Annotated in this window: 14 protein-coding genes; 4 read left to right on the plus strand and 10 right to left on the minus strand. The window is 61.7% G+C overall.

The window, feature by feature from the left end:
* Positions 1-50: 50 nt before the first annotated feature.
* The 7 genes from frc (CUJ90_RS22685) to oxlT form a co-directional block, all read right to left on the minus strand.
* Entirely contained in the window at positions 51-1,298 is a 1,248-nt protein-coding gene (frc, locus tag CUJ90_RS22685; RefSeq protein ID WP_073428717.1) for a formyl-CoA transferase, read from the minus strand.
* Between the two features lie 80 nt (positions 1,299-1,378).
* Positions 1,379-1,621: a hypothetical protein gene (locus CUJ90_RS22690; protein ID WP_073428718.1), complete on the minus strand. Its 243-nt coding sequence runs from the start codon at positions 1,619-1,621 to the stop codon at positions 1,379-1,381.
* A gap of 22 nt (positions 1,622-1,643) precedes the next feature.
* Positions 1,644-2,078 (minus strand): PAS domain-containing protein, encoded by a 435-nt coding sequence (locus CUJ90_RS22695; RefSeq protein ID WP_073428719.1) that lies wholly within the window; start codon positions 2,076-2,078, stop codon positions 1,644-1,646.
* A 112-nt stretch (positions 2,079-2,190) separates the two neighbouring features.
* Positions 2,191-3,441, minus strand: coding sequence for a formyl-CoA transferase (frc, locus tag CUJ90_RS22700; protein ID WP_073428720.1), 1,251 nt, complete (start codon positions 3,439-3,441; stop codon positions 2,191-2,193).
* Positions 3,442-3,466: 25 nt separating this feature from the next.
* Positions 3,467-5,209, minus strand: coding sequence for an oxalyl-CoA decarboxylase (oxc, locus tag CUJ90_RS22705; protein ID WP_083082198.1), 1,743 nt, complete (start codon positions 5,207-5,209; stop codon positions 3,467-3,469).
* A 401-nt stretch (positions 5,210-5,610) separates the two neighbouring features.
* Positions 5,611-6,327 (minus strand): GntR family transcriptional regulator, encoded by a 717-nt coding sequence (locus CUJ90_RS22710; protein ID WP_114163977.1) that lies wholly within the window; start codon positions 6,325-6,327, stop codon positions 5,611-5,613.
* Positions 6,328-6,680: 353 nt separating this feature from the next.
* A complete protein-coding gene (gene oxlT, locus CUJ90_RS22715) occupies positions 6,681-7,988 on the minus strand; it encodes an oxalate/formate MFS antiporter (protein WP_083082196.1) in 1,308 nt (435 codons plus the stop codon).
* Between the two features lie 296 nt (positions 7,989-8,284).
* On the opposite strand from oxlT, the gene CUJ90_RS22720 reads away from it, so the two are divergent.
* Both CUJ90_RS22720 and CUJ90_RS22725 read left to right on the plus strand, forming a co-directional pair.
* On the plus strand, positions 8,285-9,253 hold the full coding sequence (locus CUJ90_RS22720; RefSeq protein ID WP_114163978.1) for a LysR family transcriptional regulator: 969 nt from the start codon (positions 8,285-8,287) through the stop codon (positions 9,251-9,253).
* Positions 9,254-9,373: 120 nt separating this feature from the next.
* Complete coding sequence (locus CUJ90_RS22725; RefSeq protein ID WP_083082180.1) at positions 9,374-9,763, plus strand: hypothetical protein; 390 nt, start codon at positions 9,374-9,376, stop codon at positions 9,761-9,763.
* Positions 9,764-9,875: 112 nt separating this feature from the next.
* Here the strand turns inward: CUJ90_RS22725 and bla are convergent, their stop codons facing one another.
* On the minus strand, positions 9,876-10,817 hold the full coding sequence (gene bla, locus CUJ90_RS22730; protein ID WP_083082178.1) for a class A beta-lactamase: 942 nt from the start codon (positions 10,815-10,817) through the stop codon (positions 9,876-9,878).
* Between the two features lie 99 nt (positions 10,818-10,916).
* Here bla and CUJ90_RS22735 point away from each other — a divergent pair, with 99 nt between their 5' ends.
* Positions 10,917-11,825: a LysR family transcriptional regulator gene (locus CUJ90_RS22735; RefSeq protein WP_083082164.1), complete on the plus strand. Its 909-nt coding sequence runs from the start codon at positions 10,917-10,919 to the stop codon at positions 11,823-11,825.
* Here the strand turns inward: CUJ90_RS22735 and CUJ90_RS22740 are convergent.
* Positions 11,822-12,076 carry a hypothetical protein gene (locus tag CUJ90_RS22740; RefSeq protein WP_073428728.1) on the minus strand — a complete coding sequence of 85 codons (255 nt, stop codon included), beginning with the start codon at positions 12,074-12,076 and terminating at the stop codon, positions 11,822-11,824. The genes CUJ90_RS22735 and CUJ90_RS22740 overlap by 4 nt on opposite strands.
* A 46-nt stretch (positions 12,077-12,122) precedes the next feature.
* A complete protein-coding gene (locus tag CUJ90_RS22745) occupies positions 12,123-12,620 on the minus strand; it encodes a lecithin retinol acyltransferase family protein (RefSeq protein WP_083082162.1) in 498 nt (165 codons plus the stop codon).
* A 459-nt stretch (positions 12,621-13,079) separates the two neighbouring features.
* On the opposite strand from CUJ90_RS22745, the gene CUJ90_RS22750 reads away from it, so the two are divergent.
* Entirely contained in the window at positions 13,080-13,367 is a 288-nt protein-coding gene (locus tag CUJ90_RS22750) for a hypothetical protein (RefSeq protein WP_073428730.1), read from the plus strand.
* The last annotated feature ends 5 nt before the right edge of the window (positions 13,368-13,372 follow it).

Raw genomic sequence — 13,372 nt, forward strand, 5'->3', positions numbered from 1 at the left:
GTCTTGTTATGCGTGCGTCGGAACGCCGTGGGCGGTCGCCGCCGACGCGCTCAAATCGCGCCGACGGTGCGCAAATGAGCGATCTGGTCGGCGGTGTAGCCGAGTTCGGCCATCACCTCGTCGGTGTGTTCGCCGAGGAGCGGCGAGCGCGTGACTTCAGTGGGACTGTCCGACAGCTTGATCGGATTGCCGACCGTCAGATACTTGCCGCGCACCGGATGATCGACTTCGACGATCGTGCCGGTCTTGCGCAGCGACGGCTCTTCCGCGATCTCTTTCATGGAGAGAATCGGGCCGCACGGAATGTCGTATTTGTTGAGGATGGCCATCGCCTCGAACTTCGTCTTGGTCATGGTCCAGCGCTCGACCTCGGCGAAAATGTCTTTCAGATGCGGCAGGCGCGCGGCGGGCGTCGCGTAGTTCGGGTCCGTGGTCCATTCTTCACGGCCGATCACGTTGCAGATTTTGGCCCATACAGGGGCCTGCGCGATGAAGTAGATATACGCGTTCGGGTCGGTTTCCCAGCCCTTGCATTTGAGAATCCAGCCAGGCTGACCGCCGCCGGATGCGTTGCCCGCGCGCGGCACCGCTTCGCCGAATATGCCGTTCGGATGTTGCGGGTACTCTTTCATCACGCCGGTGCGTTCCAGCCGCTGCTGGTCGCGCAACTTCACGCGGCACAGATTGAGCACGCCGTCCTGCATCGCGGCCAGCACATGTTGGCCGCGTCCCGTCGATTTGCGTTGATAGAGCGCCGTGACGATGCCGAGCGCGAGATGCAGGCCCGTGCCGCTGTCGCCGATCTGCGCGCCGGTCACCACGGGCGGGCCATCGTCGAAACCGGTTGTCGAGGCCGCGCCGCCGACGCACTGCGCCACGTTCTCGTACACCTTGCAATCTTCATAGGGACCGGGGCCGAAGCCCTTCACCGAGGCGACGATCATGCGCGGATTGAGTTCCTGGATGCGCTCCCAGGTGAAGCCCATCCGGTCGAGCGCGCCGGGTGCGAAATTCTCCACCAGCACGTCGCACGACTGGATCAGTTCCTCGAGAACCAGCTTGCCTTCAGGATGCTTCGTGTCGATCGTGATCGAGCGCTTGTTGTGGTTGAGCATCGTGAAGTAAAGGCTGTCCGCTTCGGGGATGTCACGCAATTGCTCGCGCGTGATGTCGCCCGCTCCCGCCCGCTCGACCTTGATGACGTCGGCGCCGAACCATGCCAGCAACTGCGTGCAGGTCGGGCCCGACTGCACATGCGTGAAGTCGAGGATTCTCACATCCTCCAATGCTTTGCCCATGTCGGGTCTCCCTGAATTAATCGTGGTTGTTCTGGACGAGCCGGCCGGGCGCGTGCCGCGACGTCGTATGCAATGCGGGCTTAGCGTTTTCGGGCGGCGGGCGTGAGCAATGCCATCGCGACACGGCGCGCCCCGGCAATCGCCGCCGCCTCGCTTTCAAAAATCGCTTCGTCGACCACCTGCTGATACGGCAGCAGATCGGGCTGCGCCGAATGGTTTTCCTCGACCGTGCGAATCGCCACGTAGGCGGCCCAACCGCCGTTGTGAATCCATTGCATCGCGGACAACTCGAGCCGGTACTTGCCCAATACTTCTACGTGCATCGGAATTCTCCTGTGCGACCACTCAAGCGCCTGCCGACGCTTCCAGTTCCGCGAGGCGCTTGCGCAGCGCGCGATCTTCCTGGAAGCGACTGGTTTCGTCGCGAATCACGGCGACGATGCCGGTCAATTCGTTTTGCGGCGAATGCAGCAACGCAACCGTGAAGGCGATCGACAGCGAGCGGCCGTCCTTATGCGCGGCGGGAACGCGTAGCACGTCGTTGCCATAACGGGTTTCGCCCGTTGTCATGGTCTTGTGATAGCCGTCCCAGTGACGGCCGCGCAAACGCTCGGGGATGATCAGATCCAGCGACTTTCCCAACGCCTCGGCTTGCGTGAAGCCGAACATGCGCTCGGCCGCGGGGTTCCATAACGTGATGCTGCCGGTGGCGTCGGAGATGATGATCGCGTCGCCGATTGCGTTGACGAGCTGCTCGAAGTCGATGGTTGTTGTTTGCATGGTTGGCGCTCCCCTCACAAGTTATGACGCTGATCGTTGAGCCGGATACGGCGTCCGCGACAGACGCCGTATCCGCCAGGCGCCGGCATGAAGCCGGCCCTGCGTGACACCGTTAAACCGCTTTCACTTCGCGCAGATTGAAGATTTCCTGCTGACTGTAGCCAAGGCTCGCCAGCACTTCGTCGGTGTGTTCGCCGAGCAGCGGCGACGCGGTGACTTCCGGCTTCAGGTCCGAGAACTTGATCGGGCTGCCGACCGTCAGATACGTGCCGCGTTTCTTGTGCGGCACCTCGACGATCGTGCCGCTCGCGCGCAGCGACGGGTCGTTCGCCAGTTCCTTCATCGTCAGCACCGGCGCGCAGGGAATGTCGAACTTGCGCAGGATGTCGACCGCTTCGAACTTGGTCTTGTCGGCGAGCCAGGTTTCGATGGTGCCGAAGATATCGAAGATATGCGGTTGACGCGCTTCAGCGGTCTTGTAGGCCGGATCGTCGATCCATTCGGGTTTGCCGATTGCCCTGCAGATCGGCTCCCATGCATGGCCCTGGATCGTGAAGTAGATGTATGCGTTCGGATCGGTTTCCCAGCCCTTGCACTTGAGCACCCAGCCCGGCTGGCCGCCGCCGCCCGCATTGCCGCCGCGCGGCACCACGTCGCTGAATTCGCCGTGCGGATATTGCGGATATTCCTCAAGATAGCCCACGCGTTCGAGACGCTGCTGGTCGCGCAACTTCACGCGGCACAGGTTCAGCACGCTGTCCTGCATCGACACCGCGACCTTCTGGCCCTTGCCGGTTTTGTCGCGGCCGATCAGCGCGGTCAGGATGCCGATTGCCAGATGCATGCCGGTGTTGCTGTCGCCCAGCGCCGCGGCGCTGATGGTCGGCGGACCGTCCCAGAAGCCGGTGGTCGACGCCGCGCCGCCCGCGCATTGCGCGACGTTTTCGTAGACCTTCAGGTCGTCGTAATGATGGCCGTCGCTGAAGCCCTTCACCGAAGCCACGATCATCTTCGGATTGAGTTCGTTCAGGCGTTCCCACGAAAAGCCCATGCGGTCCAACGCGCCGGGGCCGAAGTTCTCGACCAGCACGTCCGATTCGCGGACGAGCTTTTCGAGGATCTCCTTGCCCTCGGGTTTTTTCGTGTCCAGCGTCAACGACTTCTTGTTGCTGTTGAGCATCGTGAAGTACAACGCGTCGGCGTCGGGAATGTCGCGCAACTGGTTGCGCGTCACGTCGCCGGAACCCGGCCTTTCAACCTTGATCACGTCGGCTCCGAACCAGGCAAGCAACTGCGTGCACGCGGGACCGGCCTGGACGTGGGTGAAGTCGATGATCTTGATGCCTTCGAGAGGTTTGGTCACTTTGTATCTCCGTGGTTGCTCTGGGTTACTTTTTCATCGCCGCGCTTTGCGGATTCAGATTCGTCAGGCGGCCGCTTTCGGTGCCCGCCGCCTCGTCGATGACGGCATTGATCAAGGTCGGCTTGCCCGATGCGATCGCCTCGAGCAGCGCCTTCGTCAGTTCTTCCGGCGTGGTGGCGTTGTGGCCGATACCGCCGAATGCCTCGATCATCTTGTCGTAGCGCGCGCCCTTCACGAACACGGTCGGCGCGACGTCCTTGCCCCCGGTGGGGTTCACGTCGGTGCCGCGGTACACGCCGTTGTTGTTGAACACGATCGTGCAAACCGGCAAGTCGTAACGGCAGATGGTTTCGAGTTCCATGCCGCTGAAGCCGAACGCGCTGTCGCCTTCGATCGCGACGACCTGCTTGCCGCTCGTCACCGCCGCGCCGATCGCGAAGCCCATGCCGATGCCCATGATTCCCCACGTGCCCGAATCGAAGCGCTTGCGCGGCTCGTACATGTCGATGATGCTGCGCGCGTAGTCGAGCGTATTCGCGCCTTCGTTGACGACGTTGATGTCGGGGCGCGTCTTCAGCACATCGCGGATTGCCCGCAACGCGCTGTGGAAATTCATCGGCGACGGATTCTTGTCGAGCGTCGCGGCCATCTTCGCGAGATTCTTGTTCTTGCGTTCGGCGATCGCACCCGTCCATTCCGTGCCCGGCTTCCTGAAGCCCGCATCGAGCCCGGCGCGCAGCGCCGCCACGCAGGAGCCGATATCGCCGATCACCGGCGCGGCAATCGCGACGTTGCTGTCGATTTCGGTCGGCGAAATATCCACCTGCACGAACTTCTTCGGCTCCGCGCCCCACGTCTTGCCCTTGCCATGCGAGAGCAGCCAGTTCAGGCGCGCGCCGATCAGCACGACCACGTCCGCTTCCTGCAATACGAACGAGCGCGCCGCCGACGCCGATTGCTCGTGCGTATCCGGCAACAGGCCCTTGGCCATCGACATCGGCAGATACGGAATGCCGCTTTGCTCGACGAACGCGCGAATCTCCGCGTCGGCCTGCGCATAGGCCGCGCCCTTGCCGAGCAAAATCAGCGGACGCTTCGCGCTCTTCAACACATCGATCGCGCGCTTGACCGAGTCAGGCGCCGGCAATTGGCGCGGCGCGGCGTCGACTACTTTGATCAGCGACTGCTGGGCCTTCACCGCATCGAGCGTTTGCGCGAGCAGCTTGGCCGGCAGGTCGAGATACACGCCGCCGGGACGCCCGGACACCGCGGCGCGAATCGCGCGCGCCACGCCGACGCCGATGTCTTCCGCGTGCAGCACCCGATAGGCGGCCTTCGCGTAAGGCTTGGCCGCATTCAACTGGTCCATTTCCTCGTAATCGCCTTGCTGCAGATCGACGATTTCACGCTCGCTCGAACCGCTGATCAGGATCATCGGGAAGCAGTTGGTCGTCGCGTTGGCGAGCGCCGTGAGGCCGTTCAGAAAGCCCGGCGCCGACACCGTCAGACAGATGCCCGGCTTCTGCGTCATGAAGCCGGCGATCGCCGCCGCGTTGCCCGCGTGCTGTTCATGACGAAAGCCGATGAAGCGCATGCCTTCCGCTTGCGCGAGCCGTGCGAGATCGGTGATGGGGATACCGACCAGCCCAAAGATGGTGTCGATGTCGTTCAGTTTCAGCGCGTCGATGACGAGATGGAATCCGTCGGTCGTCTCGGTCGCCTGTTGTTTCAATGTCTCTTCTACTGTCGTGCTGTCGGCTTCTGCCATGACGTCTCTCCTCCGTGACGGGGCGTTGTGTGGTTCGTGATATACAATATTCCACACACAGTATTAGTTCAAGCCTATTTTGCGGAAGAGATGGGATTGCTGCATTGCAGCTTGTACGCGAGGTCTGGATTTAAGGCGTATTCGGGGTAGAAGGTTTGCATTGCACAAACCACAAAGACGGCGTTTTTCTCTGTAGCGCCGGCGGGCGAGCGCCGGATGAAAGGAATTTGCAGGCTGCGTTGGTCGCGGGGTACGCCATGCCCGTGGACGCAAAAAAGCACCGCAACGCTCGACGCGTGACAGTGCCTTTAGGGATGCTCTTCAGGGATTCTTATAGGTACGTGCCGACTGCTGGCTTGATACAGCTAGCGGCTACGCCGCCCCACCAACCAGCCGGAAGCTCAGTCGAGGAAATCGCAGTTGGCCTCGACAAACGCCGCCAGCTCGAGCGAATGCTGGCGCACGAGGCTCTCGACCAACTCGGTATCGCGCCGCTCCAACGCCTCGATAATGCGCATGTGATCGACAATCGAGCGCGATGCCCGGTTGCTTTGCGAAATGGTCATTTTGCGGATCGCGCGCACGTGTACGAACAGATTCTTCATCGTGTCGAGCAGAATCTGCGATTGCGAGAGTTGCACGATCGCCTGATGAAACGCGATGTTCGCTTCCGAATACTCGTCGATATGCTCGGCCGGCGTGGTATCGCGGAAGTCGTCGAACATGCGCCTGAGACCGGCAATCTCGCTCTCCGATGCGCGCCGCGTCGCCAGGCGCGCGGCCATGCTTTCGAGCGCCGCCCACATGTAGATCATGTCGACGATCTCTTTCTTCGTCTTGCGCTGAATGTAGATGCCGCGGCGCGGCACCGTGCGCAGAAAACCTTCCTGTTCGAGCAGCGTCATCGCTTCGCGAACCGGCGTGCGGCTTACGCCGAGCGCCTCCGTCAATTCTCTTTCGTCGAGCCGGATCTCTTCGCGCGAGCGATAGATGTCGGCTTCGGCAATCGCCTGCTTCAGCTTTGCGTAGGCCTGGTCGCGCAGCGAAGCCGTCGCGTTGATCGGCTCGAGCGTCAATGGCAACGCCATTGGGCGAACATCGGTTTGCGTATTAGCCATTGACAGTGCTTTCCAGGTTCAAGGTGGCCGTTGTCCGGGGCACCTGTGCTACTCATTGGGCTTTTTATATACCATATATCACATATCTACATAAGTCTAGTGAGTGAGATCCACGCGTATCGACAGACGTGCGGATGCCGCGCGGCCCGCGCTTTACCTATATGAAGAGGGAATGCGGAAAGCGACCCTTGCAGGCGAAGCTGCAAAGGTCGCGACGCGGCGCTGTCGAATAACGCCGTGGAGGGTGTGTTGTCGCCGCCGCAGCTCACGCCACGATGGGACATCACCTTCCGTTGAATCGTGAGCGAGCGACTACAGGCTCACGCGTTGACCCAGGCGAGAGCAGCCAATGGCTACGACCGCGCTTCCGCGACGACCACGCTGGCCGACGCGCTGGAACTGTTCTCGATCCAGCGCTTTCTCATTGGCGCGAGGATGAATTTCGCAGACACGGCCGCCGCGATCGACACCACCGCCGCTGAAATGAACACCGTGCTCCACCCGCCGTTCGCCGACAGCACCGAGGCGATCGGCACCAGCATCGATGCGGTGCCCTTCGCGGTGTAAAGCGTGCCCGCGTTAGCGGCGGCGTATTTACTGCCGAACGTGTCCGCGCAGGTCGCCGGGAAGATCGAGAAGATCTCGCCCCAGCACAGGAACACGGCGGCCGCGAAGAACATGAACGCGTACGGGTTATGGCCGAATTCCATCAGCCCGAGCAGCGCGACGCCTTCGCCGAGAAAGATCATGAACATCGTGTTTTCGCGGCCGATTCGGTCCGACAGAAAACCGCACAACGGACGCGTGAAGCCGTTGCACAGATTGTCGATCGACAGCGTCATCGTCAACAGCGGCAGCGTGATGCCCATCAAATTGACAGGCAGCTTGGCAAAGCCGTATTCCTTCGCGATGGGTCCAAGCTGCGCGGTCGCGATGATGCCGCCGGCGGCAACGAACACGAACATCAGATACAGCACCCAGAAGAGCGGCGAACGGATCATCTGGCCGGGCGTGTAATCGATCTTGGTGGCGACCACGCGCTTGGCCGCGACTGCCGTTGCGGGCGGCTTCGGGCGTATCAGCATGGTGGCGAGCAGCAAAATGCAGACGCCCTGGAAAATGCCGAAGAACATGAACGTGTGCTCGTAGCCCGAGCGCTGAATCATGTTGGCGATCGGAATCACGGTGACGGCCGCGCCCGCGCCGAAACCCGCCGCGGTCAAGCCGGCCGCGAGACCGCGCTTGTCGGGAAACCATTTGAGCGCCGTGCCGACACAGGTGCCATACACGCAACCTGCGCCGATACCGGCGATCACCGCCGCGACGTAAAGCTCGGTGAGACTGCTTGCATGCGCGTCGATGATCCAGCCTAGCGCCGCGCACAACGAGCCACCGATCACAACGGGGCGCGGCCCGAACTTGTCGACGAGCCACCCTTCAACGGGCACGAGCCACGTTTCCGTGACGATGAAAATGGTGAACGCGGTCTGAATCGCGGCCTGGCCCCAATGGTGCGCGTTGTCCATTGGTACGACGAACAGCGTCCACGCATATTGCAGGTTCGCGACTAGCCCCATACACACGATGCCGATTGCCAGTTGCACCCAGCGGTTATGCGTGAATGGCGCGGTGCCTCGCTGGGCTACGTTGGGATATCCCATGTCTCCGTCTCTCCTGTAGATTCCGTCGCGCTCGATCGGCGCGTTGGACTGACTGATCGAATTGCCTCATCGCCGTTTGATCTGCTGCGATGAGACGCCAATGGTCGGCCAGAGGAATTGCATTGATGAAAACCCTTGTCCCCGTTGACCGCGCGGCGACTGGAATAAAAGAGTTGCGCGGGCAGCAGGTCTGAAGGCATGCTGCGCGAGAACAGCAATCAGCGAAAGTTAAAACATTTTATGGTTTGCATTAGGCATCCCTAATACGTGGGGTTTGCCCTTACTGAGTAACGTCCATGAGAAACGCGACGCTGCGCCAACTGAAGATCTTCGAGACGGTCGCCCGGCACCTGAGTTTTTCGCGTGCCGCCGATGAACTGTGCCTCACGCAGCCCGCCGTCTCCACCCAGGTCAAGCAACTCGAAGAGCATGCCGGTCTCGCGCTATTCGAGCAACTCGGCAAAAAAATCTATCTGACGCCGGCGGGCTCGGAAATGCTTCACTACGCGCGCTCGATCATCGAACAGTTCCGGGAAATGGACGGAGCGATGGGCCGCTTGCAAGGCATCGCGGGCGGTCAGCTCAACATCGCGGTAATCAGCGCGGGCGATTATTTTTTCCCGCGCCTGTTAGGCGAATTCACGCGGCGCAATGAAGGCGTGCGGCTCAACCTCGCAGTGCACAATCGCGAGGGACTGCTGCAACAACTCACGCACAACCTGACCGATCTGGCGATCATGGTGCGTCCGCCGCTCGATCTCGACACGCGCAACGAATCGTTCGCGCCGCATCCTTATGTGATCGTTGCGCCGCCCAGGCATCCGCTGGTCGGCAAGAAGCGCATTGCGCTTTCGACGCTCTGCAAGGAGCCGTTCATTGTTCGCGAGAAGGGCTCGGACACCTGGCATTCAATGGAAGAAGGTTTTGCCGGCGGCATGGGGCGCCTCAACATCGCCATGGAAATCCGCAGCACCGAGACGATCAAGCAGGCCGTGATTGCCGGCATGGGTCTCGCGTTTCTCTCCGCGCATACCATCAGCCTCGAATTGCAGGTCGGCAATCTCGCGGTGCTGGATGTGGTCGGCTTTCCTCTGATGCTCGACTGGTACGTGGTGCATCGCAAGAACAAGCGCTTGCCGCCGGTGGCCGCGGCGTTCAAGGACTTTTTGATCAGCGAAGGCGCGGCGCGCATCGCCCAGATCACTCACATCGACGCAAACCTGCTGCATGGGCAGTCCGAAAGTGTCTTGAGGGCGATGGTTTAGAGGGCGCGCATTTCGGGCTGCATAAACAAAACACTATCGTCATTCACAATAACTTTAACTGTTGTTTATTCACCGTCGCTTTTATTCTGGGTTCATGCCACCTGTCTGAAGGAGACGATCATGAACCCCTCTCAATTCGACGCTCACGACAGCGCGCTCGATGCCGACATCCAGGCGCAACTGTGCGCCTATAACACCGCTTTCGATGAACTCGGCCTGCGCTTTCGTTGGGACGTCCACACGCTGACGTCGCTGGCCGCAATCGACGGCGAGCAGGCGCGGATCGCCGCTTACATCGAAGCGCATCATGCCCATTTGCTGAATGCGTACAGCGCGGAGTTTCTGAGCCGCGCGATTCTCGAGAAAAAGAACGCGCGCTATCCGGCGTGCCTGGCGACGCGAGTCGAAAACGCACAGCATGTGAACCACGCGACACGTCCGTCACAAACGACCAACCGCCGCGAGCACCTGTCGTACGGCGTGGAACTGCCGGCGCTGGCGGGCGTTTAACAGCAGCACGCGCTGGCGCACATTGGCTCATCAGCACGGAACCGCGTGCTGCTTGCGTCGGGCCGTCTAAAGCAAGCACGTTCGCTGCACGCCTGATAGGCCCGTTCGCCCGTCAAGCCTGAACCGACGCCACCACCAGCGCGCCCACATTCGCAATCGCCGCATTGCAGCGCGCCGCATTGCCGCTCGTTTCGGTCAGATAGACGGCCACGAGAACCGGACCGCGTCCCGGCGGCCACAGAATCGCCACGTCGTTCGCGGTGCCGCGATCGCCCGTGCCGGTTTTGTCGCCGACGCCCCAATCCTTCGGCAGCTTCGCGCGAATCCGTGCGCCGCCCGTCTCGTTGGCGGCGAGCCACGCCAGCAATTGCGCCTTCGACGACGACGACAAACGCTCGCCCAACACAAGCTCGCGTAGATTGCCGAGCATCGCGTTGGGCGTGGTCGTGTCGCGCGGATCGCCGGGAATGGCTTCGTTCAAGGTCGGCTCGTTGCGATCGAGTCGCGTGATGCCGTCGCCCAGACTGCGCGCGAATGCCGTCAATCCCGCCGGACCGCCCATGCTCGCCAGCAACAGATTGGCCGCCGTGTTGTCGCTGAGCGTGATCGCCGCCTTGCACAATTGCGCGACGCTCATGCCGGCCTCACCGGTACGCTCGCGGATGTGTTGGCTCGTGGCCGGCGAATACGACACGAGATCGCGTTGAGAGAACACGATGCGCCGTTGCAAATCCTCCTGCCCGCGATCCGTGCGTGCCAGCACGGCCGCCGCCGCCAGCAATTTGAACGTACTGCACATCGGAAAGCGTTCATCGGTGCGCAAGCCGGCATGCAAGCCCGACGTCGTATCGACAATCGACACGCCCAGTCGCCCACCACTTTCCGCCTCGATGTCCTTGAGCCGTTGACGAATCAGATCCGCCTTGGCCAAGCCACGCCCCGGCGCCGTCGCGCCTGTCTTCACCACTTTCGCGAACGCGCCGGCACTGCCAACCGCAACCCCAGCTATCGACGCACCCAGCAATGCACCCGCGAATTTCCGTCTGGTTATCATTTGCCGCTCCTTGTGTGAGCCGCAACTATCGGTTTTCCGCGAGCCGCTGACAAACGATGATAAGTTAGCCGACTCACAAGAAAATCTTATGCCTTTGCCATGAGACCTTACCTCCCATTGAACGCGCTGCGCGCCTTCGAATCGTCCGCGCGGCATTTGAGCTTCACGCGCGCCGCGTTTGAACTGAACGTCACCCAGGCGGCCGTCAGCCAGCAGGTCAGAGCGTTGGAGGAGCGCCTGGGCACCGCGCTTTTCAAGCGCCTGCCGCGCGGCCTCGCGATGACCGACGAAGGACTCGCGCTGCGCCCGGTCCTCACCGACGCGTTCGATCGCATCGAGGCCGTGCTCAAGCGCTTCGAAGGCGGCCACTTTCACGAAGTATTGACGGTCGGCGTGGTCGGCACGTTCGCGGTGGGCTGGCTGATGCCGCGCCTCAAATCGTTTCGCGACGCGCATCCGTTCGTCGAATTGCGGCTGCTGACGAATAACAATCGGGTCGACCTCGCCACCGAGGGTCTCGACTTCGCGATCCGCTTCGGCGACGGCACGTGGCCCGGCTCGCTCGCGACCCGGCTGCTCGATGCGCCGCTCGCGCTGCTGTGCACGCCTGAAATCGCCGCGCGTCTATCGGCGCCGGAGGACCTCATCAACGAAACCTTGCTGCGTTCCTATCGCGCCGACGACTGGATGAGCTGGTTCACCGCAGCCGGCATTCCGCCGCGGCCGATTCGCGGACCCGTGTTCGATTCGTCGCGGCTGATGGTGGAAGCGGCGATGCAAGGAGCGGGTATCGCACTCGCGCCCGCACTGATGTTCGATCACGAGATCAACACCGGGCGGCTAGTGCGCCCGTTCGAGGTCGAAGTGCATGCAGGCAGTTACTGGCTCACAGGATTGAAGGGCAAACCGATGACGCCGGCCATGCTGCAGTTCAGTCAGTGGATCATCGGGGAAGCGGCCTCGGATGGGCAAATCCGGCAAACCCCGCAATACCCGCAAAGCGCTTAGGCAAGCGCCCTGCGCAGATGGCCGTTCATCGCAGGCCGCTCGGCTTGCGGCGGGAACACGTTCCACGAACCGTCGTCATGGCGAAAGAAGAAGATCGACAGCAAGCCGCCCGGCCGCAGCGCTTCCACGCAAACGTAACGCTGATGTTGCGAAGCGCGGTGGCAAAACTGCACGACGCGCGCGGGCATCGAGGGGGTCGGTGCGAGCCATTTATCGACGGCCCAGTGCAAGGTTTTTTCCGCTGCTGACATGACGTTCTCCTTGAATCGTTGAATGCCTGAATGCTTTCCTGCTGGTTCACATCAACTGAGCGGCAACCTGAGCACCGTGAGCGCCCTTCGCTCCACTTTCGACAAAAGCCTTCACGAGACACACCAGCGCGAGCACGCCAACGCGCGGATGCCGCAAGCAGCAATGCACCTGTTCGCTGCGGCTTTCGCCGAGCAGGCACCATGCGCAGAAGTGCTCGCAGTTATTGGTCAGCAGGCGATAGTGGTTTTCGCCGAGACGGGAGCGCGCACGGCGCACCGCTTCATCGCCGACGTAGCGAGCGCTCGGCGCGGCGCGCACCGCCAGCGGATGACCGGCGGCGAAGCGTTCCAATTCCACTTCCTCGACCGGGCCGCGATGCGCCGAACCTGCGAAGCCCGAGTAATGCACCACGCGGCCATTGCCCACATAAATGCCGTGGTGTTCGTAACCGCGCCGTTGCGTGACGAGGTGCGCGCCGATCGGCAGGTCGATGGTCGATTCATCGCCGCCTTCGCTGCTCGTCTGAAGAAGATCGGTGTTCATGGCTGGCCTCGCTTCGATTTCCAACACTGTTGCGAGGTTATTTGCATCATCCGGGCCATGCGCCGGAAAGCCTTGATTTAAAGGGCTGAGAGAGAGAATGACGCGCTCAGGGCGAGCCGGGTGTGGGTTGCAAGCCGACAGAATTCGCGCCGATGTGTTGGCGAACGTCGATCATTCATTGCAATCGGCGTCGGCGCTTTTCGTCTAGGGATGACAAGCCGCGAGTCGCCTGAATGTGTTGGGTGTCGCACCGCTTCGAGTTGGATCGTGTTGGCTACAGGCCAACCTGTGAACGCCGCCATGACCCTGCGCGGCGTGCGTCGGCGCGCGCAATCGCCTTGCCATCAACGTGTTGCGAAAACGCGGGGACGTGAGCCGCGAATTGGCATGGCACTTGCACCATCATGCTCAGATCCATTTAGACCGCGCGCGTTGCGCACGCGGCAACCGGAGAACGACATGGCTTCGATTACAGTAAGCGACCTTTCAGTGAACCTCGCGCTCGACCGCAAGGCGATGGCGGCGATTCGCGGCGGCGGCGGTGCGCCGTGGGTATACGGCTGGATTCAACCCTATGTGCGGGAAACGCCTAGCATCGGGCCGGTCGTCAACCTGTACGAGGTCTCCAACAACTTCTATGCTAACCAGATGATCAACCAGTTCCAGTCGGTCGACGTCCGCAACACCGGCGCGAACTCGAACATCACGGTTTCTCCCGACGCCCGCAGTAGAAACGATATGGTGTAGCCGTT

The organism is Paraburkholderia terricola (genome assembly GCF_003330825.1).
Classification (GTDB): domain Bacteria; phylum Pseudomonadota; class Gammaproteobacteria; order Burkholderiales; family Burkholderiaceae; genus Paraburkholderia; species Paraburkholderia terricola.

Excerpts from the sequence above, each read along its gene's own strand:
- frc (WP_073428717.1), bottom strand. The coding sequence starts at position 1,298 with ATGGGCAAAGCATTGGAGGATGTGAGAATCCTCGACTTCACGCATGTG.
- CUJ90_RS22690 (WP_073428718.1), bottom strand. The coding sequence starts at position 1,621 with ATGCACGTAGAAGTATTGGGCAAGTACCGGCTCGAGTTGTCCGCGATG.
- CUJ90_RS22695 (WP_073428719.1), bottom strand. The coding sequence starts at position 2,078 with ATGCAAACAACAACCATCGACTTCGAGCAGCTCGTCAACGCAATCGGC.
- oxc (WP_083082198.1), bottom strand. The coding sequence starts at position 5,209 with ATGGCAGAAGCCGACAGCACGACAGTAGAAGAGACATTGAAACAACAG.
- CUJ90_RS22710 (WP_114163977.1), bottom strand. The coding sequence starts at position 6,327 with ATGGCTAATACGCAAACCGATGTTCGCCCAATGGCGTTGCCATTGACG.
- oxlT (WP_083082196.1), bottom strand. The coding sequence starts at position 7,988 with ATGGGATATCCCAACGTAGCCCAGCGAGGCACCGCGCCATTCACGCAT.
- CUJ90_RS22720 (WP_114163978.1), top strand. The coding sequence starts at position 8,285 with ATGAGAAACGCGACGCTGCGCCAACTGAAGATCTTCGAGACGGTCGCC.
- CUJ90_RS22725 (WP_083082180.1), top strand. The coding sequence starts at position 9,374 with ATGAACCCCTCTCAATTCGACGCTCACGACAGCGCGCTCGATGCCGAC.
- bla (WP_083082178.1), bottom strand. The coding sequence starts at position 10,817 with ATGATAACCAGACGGAAATTCGCGGGTGCATTGCTGGGTGCGTCGATA.
- CUJ90_RS22735 (WP_083082164.1), top strand. The coding sequence starts at position 10,917 with ATGAGACCTTACCTCCCATTGAACGCGCTGCGCGCCTTCGAATCGTCC.
- CUJ90_RS22740 (WP_073428728.1), bottom strand. The coding sequence starts at position 12,076 with ATGTCAGCAGCGGAAAAAACCTTGCACTGGGCCGTCGATAAATGGCTC.
- CUJ90_RS22745 (WP_083082162.1), bottom strand. The coding sequence starts at position 12,620 with ATGAACACCGATCTTCTTCAGACGAGCAGCGAAGGCGGCGATGAATCG.
- CUJ90_RS22750 (WP_073428730.1), top strand. The coding sequence starts at position 13,080 with ATGGCTTCGATTACAGTAAGCGACCTTTCAGTGAACCTCGCGCTCGAC.